At 67.0% G+C, this 16,965-nt stretch carries 13 protein-coding genes; 4 read left to right on the forward strand and 9 right to left on the reverse strand.

All coding sequences use genetic code 11. The annotated features are described in order from the left end of the window. The first annotated feature begins 63 nt into the window (after nt 1-63). The 4 genes from K4G53_RS05035 to K4G53_RS05050 are packed head-to-tail and all read left to right on the forward strand — an operon-like array spanning nt 64 to nt 4,671. Nucleotides 64-1,644, forward strand: a complete 1,581-nt coding sequence (locus K4G53_RS05035) for a sugar transferase (RefSeq protein WP_260323259.1) — start codon at nt 64-66, stop codon at nt 1,642-1,644. Between the two features lie 21 nt (nt 1,645-1,665). Beyond that, a complete protein-coding gene (locus K4G53_RS05040; RefSeq protein WP_221384402.1) occupies nt 1,666-2,799 on the forward strand; it encodes a Gfo/Idh/MocA family protein in 1,134 nt (377 codons plus the stop codon). A 49-nt stretch (nt 2,800-2,848) separates the two neighbouring features. Next, nucleotides 2,849-4,015 carry a DegT/DnrJ/EryC1/StrS aminotransferase family protein gene (locus K4G53_RS05045; protein ID WP_221384800.1) on the forward strand — a complete coding sequence of 389 codons (1,167 nt, stop codon included), beginning with the start codon at nt 2,849-2,851 and terminating at the stop codon, nt 4,013-4,015. Next, nucleotides 4,012-4,671: a NeuD/PglB/VioB family sugar acetyltransferase gene (locus K4G53_RS05050; protein WP_221384403.1), complete on the forward strand. Its 660-nt coding sequence runs from the start codon at nt 4,012-4,014 to the stop codon at nt 4,669-4,671. Before K4G53_RS05045 ends, K4G53_RS05050 begins: the two co-directional genes overlap by 4 nt. 20 nt (nt 4,672-4,691) lie before the next feature. On the opposite strand, the gene K4G53_RS05055 is transcribed toward K4G53_RS05050, so the two are convergent. From K4G53_RS05055 to K4G53_RS05095, 9 genes are all read right to left on the reverse strand, one after another. Next, the gene (locus tag K4G53_RS05055) at nt 4,692-5,999 is read right to left on the reverse strand and encodes a M18 family aminopeptidase (RefSeq protein WP_221384404.1); all 1,308 of its coding nucleotides are present in this window, start codon (nt 5,997-5,999) and stop codon (nt 4,692-4,694) included. Nucleotides 6,000-6,009: 10 nt separating this feature from the next. Next, the gene (locus tag K4G53_RS05060; protein WP_221384405.1) at nt 6,010-7,410 is read right to left on the reverse strand and encodes an amino acid permease; all 1,401 of its coding nucleotides are present in this window, start codon (nt 7,408-7,410) and stop codon (nt 6,010-6,012) included. Between the two features lie 247 nt (nt 7,411-7,657). Next, entirely contained in the window at nt 7,658-8,491 is an 834-nt protein-coding gene (locus tag K4G53_RS05065) for an ABC transporter permease (RefSeq protein ID WP_221384756.1), read from the reverse strand. 56 nt (nt 8,492-8,547) lie between these two features. Beyond that, on the reverse strand, nt 8,548-9,471 hold the full coding sequence (locus tag K4G53_RS05070; RefSeq protein ID WP_221384406.1) for an ABC transporter ATP-binding protein: 924 nt from the start codon (nt 9,469-9,471) through the stop codon (nt 8,548-8,550). Nucleotides 9,472-9,616: 145 nt separating this feature from the next. Next, a complete protein-coding gene (locus K4G53_RS05075; protein ID WP_221384407.1) occupies nt 9,617-11,113 on the reverse strand; it encodes a bifunctional phosphatase PAP2/diacylglycerol kinase family protein in 1,497 nt (498 codons plus the stop codon). Nucleotides 11,114-11,144: 31 nt separating this feature from the next. Then, nucleotides 11,145-12,359: an MFS transporter gene (locus K4G53_RS05080; RefSeq protein ID WP_221384408.1), complete on the reverse strand. Its 1,215-nt coding sequence runs from the start codon at nt 12,357-12,359 to the stop codon at nt 11,145-11,147. Further along, nucleotides 12,356-13,129 (reverse strand): DeoR/GlpR family DNA-binding transcription regulator, encoded by a 774-nt coding sequence (locus K4G53_RS05085; RefSeq protein WP_221384409.1) that lies wholly within the window; start codon nt 13,127-13,129, stop codon nt 12,356-12,358. Before K4G53_RS05085 ends, K4G53_RS05080 begins: the two co-directional genes overlap by 4 nt. 52 nt (nt 13,130-13,181) lie before the next feature. Beyond that, entirely contained in the window at nt 13,182-14,864 is a 1,683-nt protein-coding gene (locus K4G53_RS05090) for an ABC-F family ATP-binding cassette domain-containing protein (protein WP_221384410.1), read from the reverse strand. A 90-nt stretch (nt 14,865-14,954) separates the two neighbouring features. Then, nucleotides 14,955-16,943: a penicillin-binding transpeptidase domain-containing protein gene (locus tag K4G53_RS05095; protein WP_221384411.1), complete on the reverse strand. Its 1,989-nt coding sequence runs from the start codon at nt 16,941-16,943 to the stop codon at nt 14,955-14,957. Nucleotides 16,944-16,965 lie beyond the last annotated feature (22 nt).

Genomic DNA, 16,965 nt, shown 5'->3' on the forward strand with positions numbered 1-16,965 from the left:
GTTTTCCGCAGCTAGTTTTGACTCACAGTCACAAGACCGGTGGACACACCGTAAGGGGTTACCTTGGCAGAAGTACCCATTACCCGACAGCGGCGCCCCATCCCATGGCGCACGATTCCGTACGAGGCGAAGCCCTCCCTGATCGCGGGCAGCCTTGCAGGGGAGCGTCCCGTCCCTGCAGTGCGGCCCGGTCCGGCCCGGCCGGCCAGCGTCCTCGCCCCGGCCCTGAACCGCAAAGCGTCAGCCGACTGGATCTCCACCCACATCAACCTCCTGCGGGTGACCGACTCCCTGATGGTGGCGGGTGCGGTGTACCTGGGTTCCATGGCCGCCGGCGGCGGAACACTCCTTGACGGAACCAGCGCGGGACCGGCGGCCGCGGTGGCGGTCATCTGGATGGCCGCCCTGGAAATCAACAGGACCCGGGATTCCAAGGTCCTGGGCGTCGGGGCCGACGAGTACAAGCGCGTGGCCGCCGCAACGTTCCGGGTTTTCGGTTTGCTGGCGATGGCCGCCGTCGTGTTCTCGATCAATGGCGGCTCCGCCCTCGTGACCGTATCGCTGCCCCTGGGGATCACTGCCTTGACCGCCAACCGCTGGCTGTTCCGCCGCCGGCTGGCAACCGAGAAGGCCAAGGGCCGGCACCTGTCCCGCGCCATCGTGGTGGGTGAGCCTGAGGACGTGCGGTACGTGGTCCACCAGATCAGGAAGAAGTCAGGGCCCGTCTACCAGATCCTGGGTGTCTGCCTGCCAGGCTCCCGCCGGGGGGCAAAATTTCGGGTGGACGATGAGATCGTTCCCGTCCTGTCCTCAACCGATGACATCCCCAGGACCGCCAGGCTGGCGACGGCGGACTCCGTGATCATCGCCGGCCCCCTTCCGGGCGGGAACCGGTTCATCCGTGAGCTGGGATGGCAGCTGGAGGAGTGCTCAGCGGAAATGGTGCTGGCGGCAACCCTGACGAACGTTGCAGGGCCAAGGATCCATTGGCGGCCGGTGGAAGGCCTTCCGCTGATGCACGTCGACATCCCGCAGTACTCGGGTGGAAAACACATCCTCAAGCGGGTGGTGGACGTGGCCCTTGCCGGCTGTGCGCTGCTGGTCCTGTCGCCGGTGCTCCTGCTCCTGGCCGCCATCGTGCGCCGGGACAGCCCGGGCCCCGTCCTGTTCCGGCAGGAACGCGTCGGAAAAGACGGGCGGACGTTCGGTATGTACAAGTTCCGGTCCATGGTGGTGGACGCCGAGGAACGCCTGGCACACCTGAACACCAGCAACGAGGGCGCAGGCGTGCTGTTCAAGATGCGTGAAGACCCGCGGGTGACTAAATGCGGACGGTGGATGCGGAAGTACTCGCTGGACGAGCTGCCGCAGCTTTGGAACGTCTTTACGGGCGACATGAGCCTGGTGGGCCCGCGTCCGCCCCTTGCCCGCGAAGTCAACGGCTACGAGCGCCACACCCACAGGCGCCTCCTGATCAAGCCAGGCCTCACCGGCCTCTGGCAGATCAACGGACGGTCTGATCTTTCCTGGGATGAAGCGGTGCGGCTGGATCTGTACTACGTCGAGAACTGGTCCATTGCAGGGGACCTGCTGATCCTGTGGCGGACGTTCCGCGCGGTGGTCCAGCCCTCGGGCGCTTACTGAGGTATTGAGGAAGAGGAAGCCATGGAGCCCTGGGAAAGTACTGTAAGCCTGGTCCACGCAGTTCCGCGCAAACTCCGGGCCGCGGTGGTGGGTACAGGATCGCGTGGCGCCGGCCTGGCCAAAGCTTTCCAGGCCAGTCCGGACTGGGAACTGGTGGCGGTCTGCGACGCGGACCCCCTCAGGGCCGCGCGGCTTTCGCGCAAGCTGGATGATGTTCCAAGCTTTGCGGCGATTGACGAACTGCTGGACTGCGTCGAACTGGACGCGGTGGCGATCGCCACCTCCCACCGTGCCCTTTACGGGACAGTGATGACCGCGTTGCGCGCCGGCAAACATGTCCTGGTGGAAGAACTGCTCGCCGACAGCCTCGAACGTGGACGCGAAATGGCGGCGGAAGCGGAAAGCGAAGGCGTGGTGCTCCTGGCCAAGAGCGCGGCCTCCTTCGACCCGGCCGTCCAACGGATGCAGAAAGTGGTGGACAGCGAAGCCCTCGGCGAGATCCTGTTCATCGAGGCCCGGCGGACCGAAACCGGCCTGGCCCAGGCTGACCGTGACGTGTTCTGGGACCTTTCCCCGGACAGCCTTGCAGTCCTGGACCACGTGCTCCCGGACGGCCTCAACCCCCGGGGTGTGTCAGCCTTTGGGGGCGACCCGCTCGGCACCGGCCGCGACTGCGTGGGCCACGTGTACTTCAGGCTTCCCAACGACGCACCGGTGCATCTTCACATCAACAGGTTGAGCCACGTGAAGAGCCACCGGCTGGTCATCGCAGGCACCCGGCTGACGCTGGCCTGGGATGCCCTGGTGGTCCAGGAGCGACTGCGCCTCCTCAACCCTGGACTGTTGGGCGGACAACCCCGCACCGCACCCTATTGGGCAGAACCCATCCTGCTCCAGCAACAGGACGATGAAGTGCCGGTGTCGGTGCTGGACGCGGAGAACCGTGCCCGGCTGGCCACTGAGCTTGCCCACTGCATCCGCGGCCAGCGGAAGGCGGGCTCGCCCAATGCGCCGGCGCTGCGCGTGCTGTCAGTCCTGGAGGCTGCCACCCGGAGCCGGGCCCTGGACGGGCAGGCGTCCGCCGCCGTTGCGCCACCACCGGACGGACAGGAACCCGCCGGCACCGGGCATAAGAGCACTTTGTGGTCCACGTGAAGGAAAATACCGGCCCCCATCCTGCTCCTCCCAAGAAAGTTGGTGCCCCGTGGCCACGGAATCCGTCGTCGCCCGCATAGAAGTCACGAAGCCGTGGCTGGGGCAGGAGGAAGCCCACGCCCTTGCCGATGTCGTCTACTCGGGCTGCGTAACCCAGGGCCCGAAGGTCAAAGAGTTCGAGGCAGGCTTTGCACTCGCCCACGGTGCCCGTTTCGCGGTGGCCACCTCAAGCTTCACAACAGCCCTGCACCTGGCCCTGGTGGTGGCGGGAATAGGCCCGGGCGACGACGTGGTGGTGCCTTCCCTGACCTTCATCGCCGCGGCCAACGCCGTGACCTATGTGGGTGCCCGTCCGGTCTTCTGCGACGTCGACCCCGCCACGGGGAACGTGACCGCGGAAACCATCCATGCCGCCCTGACCCTGGACACCCGCGCGGTGATCGTGGTGGACCAGGCGGGGGTTCCGGTGGACCTGGATCCGATCCGGGCATTGTGCGACCGCCATGAGATCACGGTGATCGAGGATGCAGCCTGCGCCGCGGGCTCGCGGTATAAGGGCAGGCCGGTGGGCGCCGGAGCAGATGTGGCTGTCTGGTCCTTCCATCAAAGCCACATACTGACCACCGGTGAAGGCGGCATGCTCACCACCCGCAGGGCCGACTGGGCAGTCCGTGCCCGCGCCCTGCGGGAACATTCAAGCAACCTGGCCGTCCTGGACAGTGGGGAATCGTGCCTGTCACCACGGGAAGTCTGCCTGGAAGTCGGCTTCGACTACCGCATGACGGACCTCCAGGCGGCCGTCGGCATAGTGCAACTGAAGCGCCTGCCGGAAATGGTGGAGCGGCGCCGTAAGATCGCCGGCACGTACATTGAGGCACTGGCAGGCCTGAAAGGTTTGCGGATTGTCTCCGATCCGCCCTACGGCACCACCAATTTCCAGTCCTTATGGCTGGAAGTCCTGCCAACGTTCCCCGCCACCCGGGAAACGCTGCTGGGAAGGCTCGCCGAAGCCGGAATCACCGGCCGCCGGGGGCCCTACGCGGCCCACCGCCAGCCGGCCTACCGGTGGCGGGACACCGGCAATGCCTCGCTCCGGGGCACCGAGCGGCTGAGCGACCGGACCCTGGTGCTCCCGGTATTCCATGAAATCGACACGGCCAGCATCAACCGGGTCATCAACGCAATCAGGAACACGGCCCACCCGGTGGGCTCGTGAGCGAGCTGATCCTCGTTGCAGCGAGCGGCCTTGCCCGCGAAGTCCTTGCCATGGTGCGCAGCAGCGGCCAGTACGACGTTGTGGGCTTGCTGGACGATGACGAGGAGATGGCCGGCGTCACGGTGGACGGGGCCCCGGTCCTGGGGACCATCGATGACGCCACCAAATACACGCACGCCTTCCTGCTGGTGTGCCTGGCGTCCAGCAAGGAGCGCGAATCCGTGGTGCAGCACCTGGCCTCCCTGGGGATCCAGGAGTCGCGGTACGCCACCGCCGTCGATCCCTCCGTGCAGTACCCGGAGGGCTGCCGGATCGGGCGCGGCAGCATCCTGATGCGCAACGTGACGCTCACGGCTGCCGTGACGCTGGGTGCGCACGTGGTGGCCATGCCCTCGGTGACGTTTTCGTACGACGACGACGTGTCAGACTTTGCGACGTTCGCTGCGGGCGTTTCGCTGGGCGGCGGCGTCCGGGTGGGGAGGGCTGCCTACCTGGGCTTGAACTCCAGCGTCCGGGAAAGGACGTCCGTGGGGGATTACGCCACCATCGGAATGGGCGCGGCGATCCTGAGCAACGTGCCCGACGGCGAAACCTGGGTTGGTGTTCCCGCCCACCAGATCGACCACGACGTGTTCAACTACCGCAGGGCCCGCTAGGGCTGCGCCCCGGGTGTGGACTAAAGCCCGGTGCGGAAGAACAGCTCCGTGACGGTGGCCAGGCGCAGGGGATCCTCCACCCCGCACAGTTCCCGGGCCGAGTGCATGGAGAGCAGCGGCACGCCCACGTCCACCGTCCGGATGCCCAGGCGGGTTGCCGTCAGCGGTCCAATGGTCGAACCGCAGGGCATGGCGTTGTTGGACACGAATTCCTGGTACGGCACGCCCGACTCAGCGCAGAGCCGCGCCCAGAACGCCGCCCCAAAGGCATCCGTGGCATAGCGCTGGTTGGCATTGATCTTCAGCAGCGGGCCGCCATTCAGGACGGGGTGGTTGGCGGGGTCGTGCCGCTCGGCATAGTTCGGGTGGACCGCGTGGCCGGCGTCGGCTGACAGGCAGAACGACGCCGCCAGGGCCTGCCGCCGTTCGCCCACCGTCGCGCCGAGGCCGTCGGAGATGCGCACCAGCACGTCCTCGAGGATGGGCCCGCAGGCACCGGAGCGTGAATTGGAACCGATTTCCTCATGGTCGAAGGCGGCAAGCACGGCAATGGGGGCCCCCGCCGAAGCCCCGGAACCGGAAGCGTGCGCGATGAGCGCCGCAAGGCCGGCGTGGGTGGCGGAAAGGTTGTCCAGCCGCCCGGACGCGAAGAACTCCCCCTTGCCGCCGAAAACCGCTGGTGCCTGCGTGTCTGCGATGACGACGTCGTACCCGCCAATCTGTGCCGGGTCCACGTCCGCGCCCTCCACGCAGGAAGCCAGGACGGCCAGCAGGTCGGCGCCCGCAGGGTCACCAAGCCCCCACACCGGATTCATGTGCCGCTGCTTGTCCAGGGTGAGCCCCTCGTTGACGGCCCGGTCCAGGTGGATCGCCAGCTGCGGGAACCGGAGCAGGGGCCCGGTGGCTGCCAGGTGTTCCGTTCCGTCCAGCATCACCAGCCGGCCGGCGAGCCGCAGTTCCCGGTCAAGCCAGGAATTCAGCAGCGGCCCGCCGTACACCTCCACGCCGGCCTGGAGCCAGCCGTAGGCCCCGGTGGTGGGCTTGGGCTTGAGCTTGAAGGACGGCGAATCCGTGTGGGCGCCGAGGATGTTGAATCCGGTGGCCGGACCGGCGCCCTCGGGGACAACCCATGCGATGAGGGCGCCGTCACGGATCACGAAGAACCGGCCCGCCCCGCCTTCCCACGGCTGCAGCTCGTCCAGCCGGATGAACCCGGCTTCCTCGAGCCGCCTGCCGCCCTCGGAGGCAGCGTGGAAGCTCGACGGCGACGCGGTGACGTAGGTGCCAAGGTCGCGGACGTGGTCTGCAGCGGAGGAAGGCAAAGGCATGGTCCCGAGTCTAGTGCCGGGCTTCCTCCGCCGGGGTTCCGGCGGTTGCCAGAGCCGGCTGGGCGGTGCCCTTCCGGCGGTACCGGAAGACTCCCACGCCCACCACGACGGCGGCCAGCGCCAGGGAGAGCAGCAGCGACTCGCGGGTGGACTCCACGATGACCATGCCGATCAGCAGGGCCACGATGCTGATGATGGCGGCCCAGGTGAGGTAGGGGAAAAGCCACATCTTCAACTGCAGGTCGTTGCCTGCCGCGCCCATCCGGCGGCGGAGGATCAGCTGGGAGGCGGAGATGACCAGCCAGACGAACAGGGCGATCGCACCGGAGGTGTTGACCAGGAACAGGAAGACCGTGTCGGGAGCGATGTAGTTCAGGCCCACCGTGACAAAGCCGACCACGGTGGAGGCCAGCACAGCGGCCGCGGGGACGCCACGGCCGGAGATGCGGGTCCACGAGCGGGGTGCGTCGCCGCGGGTCGAGAGCGAGAAAAGCATGCGGCTGGCGGTATACAGGCCGGAGTTGAGGCAGGAAAGGACCGAGGTCAGCACCACGACGTCCATGATCGTGCCGGCACCGGGAATGCCGAACAGCTCGATGACTGCAACGTAGGGGCTCTTGGCCACGGAGGCGGAGTTCCACGGCAGCAGGGTGACCACCACGGCGATGGAGCCGATGTAGAAAACGAGGATGCGCCAGACCGTGGACTTTACGGCCTTCTTCACCGCGTCCACCGGGTTCACGGATTCGCCGGCGGCGATGGTGGCGATTTCCGCGCCGAAGAAGGAGAAGACGACGACGAGGATGCCGGCCAAAACTGCGCCCGGGCCGTTGGGCATGAAGCCCCCGTTGTCCAGCAGGTTACTCAGGCCGGGGGCCGGAACGCCGGGGATGAGGCCCAGGATGGCGGCGGCGCCGAAGATCAGGAAAAGGACGATCGCCGCGACCTTGATGGAGGCGAACCAGAACTCGAACTCGCCGTAGGACTTCACGGATCCGAGGTTGGTGAGCGTCAGCAGCACCATGAGGACAAGGGCCCACACCCACTGGTCGATGCCGGGAACCCACCGGTGCATGATCGCTGCACCTGCGGTGGCCTCGATGCCCAGGACGATGATCCAGAACCAGGCATAGAGCCAGCCGATGCTGAACCCTGCCCAGCGGCCCAGCGCCTTGTCTGCATAGGTGGAAAAGGATCCTGTTTCCGGGTTCGCAGCCGCCATCTCGCCCAGCATGCGCATCACCAGGATGACCACAAGGCCGGCGGCAGCGTAGGCGATAAGGATGCCGGGTCCGGCCTGCTGGATCGCGGCCCCCGAGCCGACGAAGAGTCCTGCACCGATGACGCCGGCAATGGCGATCATCGACAGGTGCCTGGGTTTCAGGGATTTGGAGAGTTGTTGGTCTTGCATGGGAGCGCCGTCCTGTTGGGGAATAGCCTGGGGAGGCAGGGGGTCTGGGGCGGTGTGGCCACTTCGGGCAGGCCGTGTGGTGCGCCACATCGTCGTTTTACCCTAGGTCCGTCCCCGGGCGCCAGGCTTTGTGCGATTCTCCAGATCTGGTGACGGCCAACAGGACGGGACTCCAAGCAGGAGGCGTAATAGGCAAGATAAGTTGCTCAGCAGGCACATTTGTAATGTGCCGGAAACCACGGGAGGCTTACACGTCCCGCCGTTTCAGCAGCACTGCGGCGAGCAGCAGGGGAACCACCACCCACGCTCCGAGGACCAGGGCCGCCTCCCAGGCCTCCAGCGTGTCCGGCACATGTTCAGTGGCCGTGAGCGGGTCGACGGTATTGCCCGGCAGGTACTTCCGGGCCTCCTTGAAGAAGTCGCCGGGAATGAGCTGGAACGCGATGGGTGCCACAAAGAAGATGCCCACCAGGCTCATGATGCCGCCGGCCGAATTGCGGATCAGCGTCCCCAGGGCCATGCCGATGGCGGCCACGGCTGCGACATAGACGCTGTTGACCAGGAGCAGCTTGACCGACTGGGAACTTCCCGGGTCCAGCTGCAGGCCGTAATTATCCAGGATGGGCACGGCCACCAGGCCCGCCACCCAGGTGGACACCGCCGTGACCACGAACGACGTCACCATGACCACCACGAGTTTGGCGGCAAAGGCAGGCAGGCGCCGGGGTACCGCGGCGAAGGTTGACCGTGCCATCCCGGTGGTGAATTCCGAGCTCATCAGGAGGACACCGAGCGAGCCCAGGATCAGCTGCGCGAAGGCGATGCCTGACGTGGGAACGCTGACCGCGAGGTCGCCGCCCTGTGCTGCCATCCGGGCCGCCGCCTGCGGGTCGCGGGTCGCGGCATCCGCGAACTGGCCCGTGCCCCAGGCGGAAAGTGCACCGAATCCCACCATCACCACTGCGGTCGAGGCGAGCAGGATCAGGGTGGAGAGGAGGCTCCGGAATTTGATGACCTCGGAGTTGAGCACCCGCAGGAAAGTGGGACCGGGAAGATGCTGGGTACCGCTTCGGGAGGACATACTGCTGTTCGATGGCGCCGGTTCGCGCGGGGACATGGGTTCGGTGGTGGTTGAGCTCATTTGGTTGCCTCCGCCGCGGGCAGCGAGTGGTATTCGACGTCGTCCTTGGTCAGTTCCATGTATGCCTCCTCAAGGCTGGCCACCAGGGGCGTGAGTTCGTAGACAATGATCTGGTTGTCCATGGCGGTCCTGGCGATTGTCCTGGGGTCCAGGCCCGTGACCTCCAGCAGGTCCTGCTCCTCGTGGGCAACAGAGGCCCCCCGGCCTGCGAGAAGCTGATTGAGGCGGACCGGCTCATCCGTGCGGACCTTCGTGCGCGCCTGGCTCTTGCCGGTGATGATGTCCTGGATGGGGGCATCGGCAATCACCCGCCCCCGGCCGATGACGATCAGGTGGTCGGCTGTCTGGGCCATTTCACTCATCAGGTGGCTGGAGAGGAAGACGGTCCGCCCCTGGGCAGCCAGGTAGCGCACCAGGTTGCGCACCCACACCACACCCTCCGGATCGAGTCCGTTGACGGGTTCGTCAAGGATGAGCGTCTGCGGGTCCCCAAGCAGCGCGGCGGCGATCCCGAGCCGCTGGCCCATGCCCAACGAAAAGCCGCCGGCCTTCTTACGGGCCACCGCTTCGAGGCCGGTCATTTCGATGACTTCATGCACCCTGGACTTGGGGATGCTGTGCGTGGCCGCCATGGCCAGGAGGTGGTTGTAGGCGCTGCGGCTGGTGTGCACGGCTTTGGCATCAAGCAGGGCCCCGACTTCCCGCAGCGGAGCCCTGTGCCGGACGTACGGCAGGCCGTTCACGGTGACAGAGCCCGACGTCGGCCGGTCCAGTCCCATGATCATGCGCATCGTTGTCGATTTCCCTGCACCGTTCGGGCCCAGGAAGCCGGTCACCTGGCCGGCCCTGACGGTGAAGCTGACCCCGGCTACGGCGGTTTTTGCGCCGTAGACCTTGGTCAGCCCGTTTACCTCAATCATGAAGGATCCTTTGGACGGCAGCACATGGCTGCGGAAGACGTTCGGGCGGAATGCACTTCCCACGCTACCGAGGCCGCCGGCGCTTGTGGGCCGGTTTCAGGGATGATTCAGGGGCGAATCAGGGTTGTCCGCCACGTGATGGGCTTCAGGAGTGTGGCGAGTAGTAGGCCAATGCCTTGGGCCGCACGCTGTAGGCCACGCTGCGCACCCCGGCCAGCGCTTCGCCGTCGACCGCCAGGGCCATGGGTGCGCCGCCGGCGTCTATCCGGACGTCCTTCGCCTCCCTGAGGTGCGTGATGCGGGAGTCCGCCACCGTTCCGGTCAGCACGGCCCACAACAGCCGGATCCTGGCGAAGGATTCGTCGGCCGTGATCAAGCGGACGTCCAGAAGGCCGTCGTCCATGACGGGCCGGAGGAGGGGCGCGTGGTCACGGGGGTAGTAGCGCCCACGCCCCAGGTAGGCGATCCACACCTTGTGCCGTTTCCCGTCGACGGTCAAGGTGGTCGGGGTCCCTGCGGCGAAGGTCCGGAACATCGCCACCACGCCTGCCAGCGGTTTGCCGAGGGCCGGCTGCAGGTGTTCGCGGCGCCGCACGAAGTTGGGGTAGAGGCCGATGCTTGAGGTGTTCAGCATGATCAGTTCGGAGATTTCGGGGTTTTCGGCCAGGCCGCGTTCTGCGGTGACCACGCCGACGTCGGCCAGGGCGGCGTCGCCGTTGGTCGCCGCCGCCACTGCTTCCTTCAGGCTGCCGGTGCCGGCGTCGCGGGCGAAATGGTTCAGGGTTCCGCCGGGCAGCACCAGCAGGGGGATGGACCGTTCGACGGCGGCCGCGGCGGCGGCACCGACGGTCCCGTCGCCGCCCCAGACACCGAGGGCACGGGTACCGGGGGCATCGGCGGTGGCCGCTATCTCCTCCAGCAAATCCTCATCCGGATGCACGGTGTTAATATGCGCCTTTGGGAATACCTCCCGCAGCGCGTCGGCGGTTTCCTCTGTGAAGGAGCCGCCAAGGGTGTTGACCACAATGCTCAGGCCGTCGCCCTCGGGAAGCTTGGGGGCGTCGGTCCACGTCCGCGCAGCCTGCGGAAAGGGCGGGCGGACCGGCCACCAGTGGCGCGTTACCAAGGCAGCGCCTGCCCCGATGGCTGATCCGAAAAGGACATCGGAGGGCCAGTGGGCCCCCGTATGGACGCGGGAGTACGCAACCCCGGCGGCCGCAGGCGCCAGGGCTGCCCCCAGGGCAGGACGCACCAGGCCTGCCCCCACGGCAAAAGCTACCGCCGACGCCGAGTGTCCGGACGGCATGGAGGAACTCTTGGGCTGCGGATGGACGAACCGGAAGACCGGCAGGTGTTCGGGCAACGGCCGGGTCCGGGGGAGCAGCGTCTTGAAGATCCCGTTGGTCACCGCGGAGGCCACTGCCTGGGCGATCAGGCCATGCAGCGCGGCCCGGCGGGTCTTGCCGGGGAAAAGCGCCATGAGTGCGGCCACCCCCATCCAGAGTTTGCCATGGTTCGCGGAGGCGGAAAGCCGCCGGAAGAAGTCATCATGGCCGCCACCGGGCAGCCTGGAAACATGCCTCAAGAGGTATCTGTCCAAGCGGCCAATCCACCGGTGGGCGCCGCGCCGGGTGCTCTGCATGTGAACACCCTAACCCCATGGCCGCGTAGTCCTAGGCCGCGTCGGCCGCCTGTTCAACTTTCAGCGGTTTCGCTGCGCCGGCCAGCAGCAGTGCCACCAGGATGGGGACCATGATGGCCAGCAGGGCGGTATGGATTCCTGTCAGGTCGCCGAGGTAGCCAAGTAACGGCGGGCCGGCGAGGAAAGAAATATACCCAAGAGTGGATACAACGGAGACCCGTGCGGCTGCGTGGCGGGGATCATCCGCGGCTGCGGACATGCCCATCGGGAAGGCCAGTGCAGCGCCTACGCCCCACAGGGCCGCACCCACCGCCGCAAGCCAGATGTTGCTGGCCAGGACGAACAGGCCCAGGCCTGCCGCGGCGGCGGCCATGCTTGCCCGCAGGACGGCAGAGCGGCCGAACCTGTCGATGACGCGGCCCCCGAGGAAGCGCATCGCCGTCATGGCCAGGACAAAGAGCGCGAACATGAGCGCCCCGGTTGATTCCGAGGTTCCGAGGCCATCCACTGAGGCCTTGGCAATCCAGTCGTTGCCCGCGCCCTCTGTGAGGGTGGCGCCAAGGACCACCACGCCAATGAGGATGGTGCGGGCATCGCGCCACGCCGATGGGCCCTTCGCCGGCTTCGGTTCACCCTCCGCCGGCGCCGCGGCGGCGATGTGGGGCAGGAAGAAGCGGGGGGCGGCCAGTGCCACCACCACCACTACCGCTGCTATCGCCACCAGGTGCAGCGGAAGGTCCACTCCGAGGTTCGACAGGCCGGCACCCACCAGCGCCCCTACGAACGCACCACCGCTGAACGCGGCGTGGAACTGGGGCATGACCGTCCGCCGGAGCTTGTGTTCGACGTCGGCCCCTTCGATGTTTTGCGCCACGTCCCAGAGGCCGATGCCAATGCCAAAGAAGAACAGGGACACCGCCGTTCCGGGGATGGACGTGGCGGAGAGCGACATGGCGATGCCCACTCCTGCCGCGGCTGCCAGGAGGCCGGCAAAGCGGACGGTGTTGGCGGTACCTATCCTGCCGACCACCAGCCCGGCAGTGGGCAGCGCCAAAAGCGAGCCCACGGCTGTGCACAGCAGCAGGGTGCCCATTTGGCCTGACGTGATCTGCAGTGTTTGCGTCACCGCGGGGATGCGTGCCGCCCAGCTGGCGAAAACGAGTCCGTTGATGCCAAAGACCACGAAGGTGGCTACCGCCGCGGCTTTGATGCCCGCATGCTGGTCCGTTCCGGTGTTGGTGCTCATACGTTGACTACTTCCACAGAGTATCGGTCGAGTTGGGCGAGTTCTTCGGTACTGAACGTCCGGTCCGTGACCACAACATCCACCCGGTCGAGGCCGGAGACCAGCGCGCGGGCGTGTGCGTGCCATTTTGCCGCGGAGGCCGCAAGGATGACTCGTGCCGCGGATTCCAGGCCGGCGCGCTTTACCGCCGCGTCATCCAGGTCATGGGCCAGCAGCCCGTCCTTTCCGTCAACTGCGCAGGGCGTGACCACGGCGGTGTCGAAGCGCAGCGACCGGATGTTGGATTCGGCAAGGGGTCCGCGGAAGCACAGTTCACCGGGCACCAGGCCGCCGCCCGGAAGCAGCAGTGCGGGGCGCACGCCCAACGCGTTGCCTCCAGCGCCTGCGGCGTTCAGCGCCTGGAGGGACATCGGCATCAGCGTCAGTTCCCTGCCGGCCAAGGCGCGGGCAACCTCGGTAGCCGTGCTGCCGCTGTCCAGCCACACCTGTTCCCGGTCCCGAATCAGGTGGCACACGGCAGCTGCGATGCGCTTCTTGGCCCCTTGGTCCTCCAGTTCGCGCTGGCCGTACCCGGGATTTTCCCCGCCGCCGATCAGGCTTTTCGCTCCGCCGTGGATCCGGCGCAGGACGCCGCGGGCGGCAAGCACCTCCAGGTCGCGGCGGATGGTGGCGCCGGACGCGCTGCAGGCACGCATCAGGTCCTCTACGCTCGCCTCCGACTGGCGCCGAAGGACTTCGGCAATCAGGCGGTGCCGCTCATCGGTCTTCATGATCAAATGATAGCAATCAATGATCATTTGATCATGAATGGAGGAGTGATGTTCAGCGGGCCCGCTGGACGCGCTGTTCGTCCCACACGGGGTCGGCGGACTCGTACACCTTCCCGTCGGACCCGAACACCAGGAACCGGTCGAAGGTCCGGGCAAACCAGCGGTCGTGGGTGACTGCCAGGACGGTTCCCTCAAAGTGGTCGATGGCCCGTTCCAGGGCTTCCGCGGAGTGCAGGTCCAGGTTGTCCGTTGGCTCGTCCAGCAGCAGCAGCGTGGCACCGCTGAGCTGCAGGAGCAGGATCTGGAACCGCGCCTGCTGGCCGCCGGAGAGCGACTCATACTTCTGTTCCGACTGGCCCGCGAGGCCATAACCGTCCAGGGCGCCTGCCGCCGCCTCGCGGCCCAGCCCGGAACGGTGCTCATCACCGCGGTGCAGGATTTCCAGCAGCGTCTTGCCCAGGAGATCGGGGCGGACGTGCGTCTGGGCGAAGAACCCGGGCCTGATCCGCGCCCCCAGCTTGACGGTCCCCTCGTGCGGAACTTCCGCAATCTCCACATCGGAAACGGGCAGGTGCTCGCGCTCCGGATCCGTGCCGCCGGTGGCCAGCAGCCGCAGGAAGTGTGACTTTCCGGAACCGTTGGAGCCCAGGACGCCCACCCTGTCGCCGAACCAGATTTCGGTGGAGAAGGCTTTCATCAGCCCGCTGAGTTCCAAGCGTTCCGCCACGATGGCCCGCTTAGCGGTCCGGCCGCCCTTGAGCCGCATCTGCACGTTCTGCTCGATGGGCAGCGCCTCCGGCGGCCCTGCCTCAAGGAACTTCGCGAGGCGGGTCTGGGCCGCGTGGTACCGGTTGGCCATGTCGGAGCGGAACGCGGCCTTGTTCTTGTACATGTTGACGAGTTCCTTGAGCTTGATGTGCTCCTCGTCCCAGCGCTTGCGCAGCTCCTCGAACCGGGCGTTCCGGTCCGCCCGGGCCTCCACGTAGGAGGCGAATCCCCCGCCGTGGATCCATGCGGCGGCACCGTTGATGCCGGGCTCGAGCGTCACGATCCGCCCTGCCGCGTTGTTCAGCAGTTCCCTGTCGTGGCTGATGAAGAAGACGGTCTTCCGGGACTCATTCAGCTTGTCCTCGAGCCAGCGCTTTCCCGGGACATCAAGGTAGTTGTCCGGTTCGTCGAGCAGGAGGAGGTCGTCGGGGCCTGCGAACAGTGCCTCGAGCACCAGCCGCTTCTGCTCACCGCCGGAGAGGCTCGACGCCGGGCGGTGCTGTGCGCGGTCGAACGGCAGTCCCAGCGCGGCCATGCAGACCTCGTCCCAGACGGTCTCCACGTCGTAGCCGCCGGCGTCGCCCCAGTCCACGATGGCCTGGGCGTACCGCATCTGGGTGGGCTCGTCGTCGTGCTCCATCATGGCCAGCTCGGCATCATCAACTTCACGGGCAGCTGCCGCAAGGGCCGGGGGAGCGGCGGACACCAGGAGGTCACGGACCGTGGACCCGTCCCGGACCTGGCCCACGAACTGGCGCATGATGCCCATGTTCCCGGAGCGGCCTATGACTCCCTCATCCGGCAGGAGGTCGCCGGCGATGATCCGGAACAGCGTGGTCTTGCCGGTGCCGTTGGGCCCGATCAGGGCAGTTTTGGTGCCGTCCGGGACCTTGAAGGTCACCCCGTTGAGCAGCTGGGTGCCGTCTGAGAGGAAGTAGTCGATGCCGGAAACGTCAATATGGGCCACGGACTCCATCTTCCCACGCCCCGCCCCGGAGTCTTTGTCCACGCATGCGGGCCACAGCAGCGCTGAAGTCCGCATGCGTGGACAGGATCTCTAGCCGGCGGCGGTGAGGAACTGCTTCAGCAGCGGCCCGGACGTGGTGGCCCCCAGGCCGCCGTCCTCCACGAACACCGCCACGGCCAAATCGCCGTGGACTGCCACGATCCAGGCGTGGGTCTTGGGCGGATTTTCGGTGCCGAACTCGGCGGTTCCGGTCTTGGCGCCGACGGGTTCGCCCGGCACGCTGGCGAGGAACCCGGCGTGCCCGGATGTGACCACCGCGCGCATCATGTCCCCCAGCGATGTGGCCTCGGCTGCCGTGATCGGTTTGTCCGATGCGGTGGAGGGCGCTTCCGCGGTTGCCGTGGCTGACGGTTTGGCTGCCGGCGCGGTGGACCCTGCGGTCGTTCCGGCGGCGGGAGCACCGGCGTCGGGGTTCAGGACAAGCTGCGCCGAGACCGGGGCGCCCTTCGCAACAGAGCCTGCCATGATGGCCGCGGCCAGCGGGGAGAGCAGCACTTTGCCCTGACCGATCATGGACGCGGCATGTTCGGTTCCCTCGGCCTGGCCCGGGACCGAGCCGAGGAACGCTTCGGCACCGAGCCTGGGCGCTTCGACGGCGACCCCCATGGAGGTGGCGGCGGCTTCAAGCTGCGACTGCGAAACGGCGTCGCGCTGGGAGATGAAGGCCGTGTTGCAGGAGTGCGCGAAGGCGTCCCGCAGCGTTACCGATCCCAGGGAGGTTTCCGGATAGCCCTCGGAGTTCTTGAAGGTGCGCCCGTCCACGGTAAGCGTGGGGGTGCACTGGACGGTGGAGTCCGGCGTCATCCCGTTGCGGAACATGGCGAGCGAATCAACCATCTTGAAGATGGAGCCAGGCGCGTACTGACCCAGCATGGCCGTGTTGTACCCGTTGCTGCCGGGGCCGGACGCGGCTGCGAGGACGGCGCCGCTGGAAGGGCGGAGGGCCACAATGGCCGACGCCGGCCCAACACCTTCAAGGGTGCTTTCGGCCAGTGCCTGGAGCCGGGGGTCCAGGGTGGTCTTCAGCGGTGTGCCGGGCTTGGGTGCCACTTCGAAAAGGACACGCCGGGGGTCGGTTGCCGAGGACTGGATCTGTTCCCGTGTCAGGTCCGCCCGCTGGGCACGGATAACGACGGCGTCCGTGCCGCGCAGCTGTTTGTCATACTGTTGCTGGAGCCCACCGATGCCCGTGACGTCGCCGGCGGCCAGGGCACCACCGGACGCTTCGATCTGTTCCGCCGTCGCTTCGCCCACGGAGCCGAGGACGGCGCGGGCGAACGTCCTGCTCGGGGCCAGGGGGATGGACGCGGGAATGGCGCGTGCGCCGGGAATCGCCTGGATCTGCTCATTGGTGATGGTCCGGCCCTCCTCGCGGAGGGTAATGGCAGAAACAAACGCCTGCGCTCCGGCTGCCTTGACCTGCTGGACGTAGCCGGCCGGGTCCACTCCCACCAACGCGGCCAGTTTGCCGGCCGAATCGGCAGGGTCCGCCGTTCCGAGCTGGGGCTTGTCGATTCCCACATTCACCACTGGGCGGTAGGTCACCAGCTGCGCATCGCCGGCACCCAGGATGTCGGCACGCGGGGGAGACTGGGATCCTTTGGTCACGATCTCGCTGTCGGCAAGGCCGGGAACCAGAATGGCCGGTTCCCAGAGCGCCAGCCATTTATCGCCCGACTTCTTGAATTTCGCCGATACCGTGTACTTCCACTCGGCGTCGCCGAATTTCCAGCTGTAGGACAGCGGCGCGGACGCGTTGTCACCGTCGAGGGTGGGCTCTCCGGCCTGGACGGCGGGCTTCTGCGGGTCCAGGGACGCGAACACCGCGTGCAACTGTTCGTTGGCTGCGGCGGCGTCCTTGCCGTCGAAGGCCACAGTTCCCACGTCCAGCGCCGAGACGGCGGTGGCGAGCTGCTGTGCCGCTGCTTCCGCTCCGGATTTTCCGTCGTCGCAGGACACCAAGGTTGTTCCCACAATGAGCGCGGCTAAGGCAAGCGAAAGTTTTGTTGATTTCCCCATCGCGCCATTATCCCCCGGCGCG

It is taken from the genome of Arthrobacter sp. MAHUQ-56 (genome assembly GCF_019710585.1).
Classification (GTDB): Bacteria; Actinomycetota; Actinomycetes; order Actinomycetales; family Micrococcaceae; genus Arthrobacter.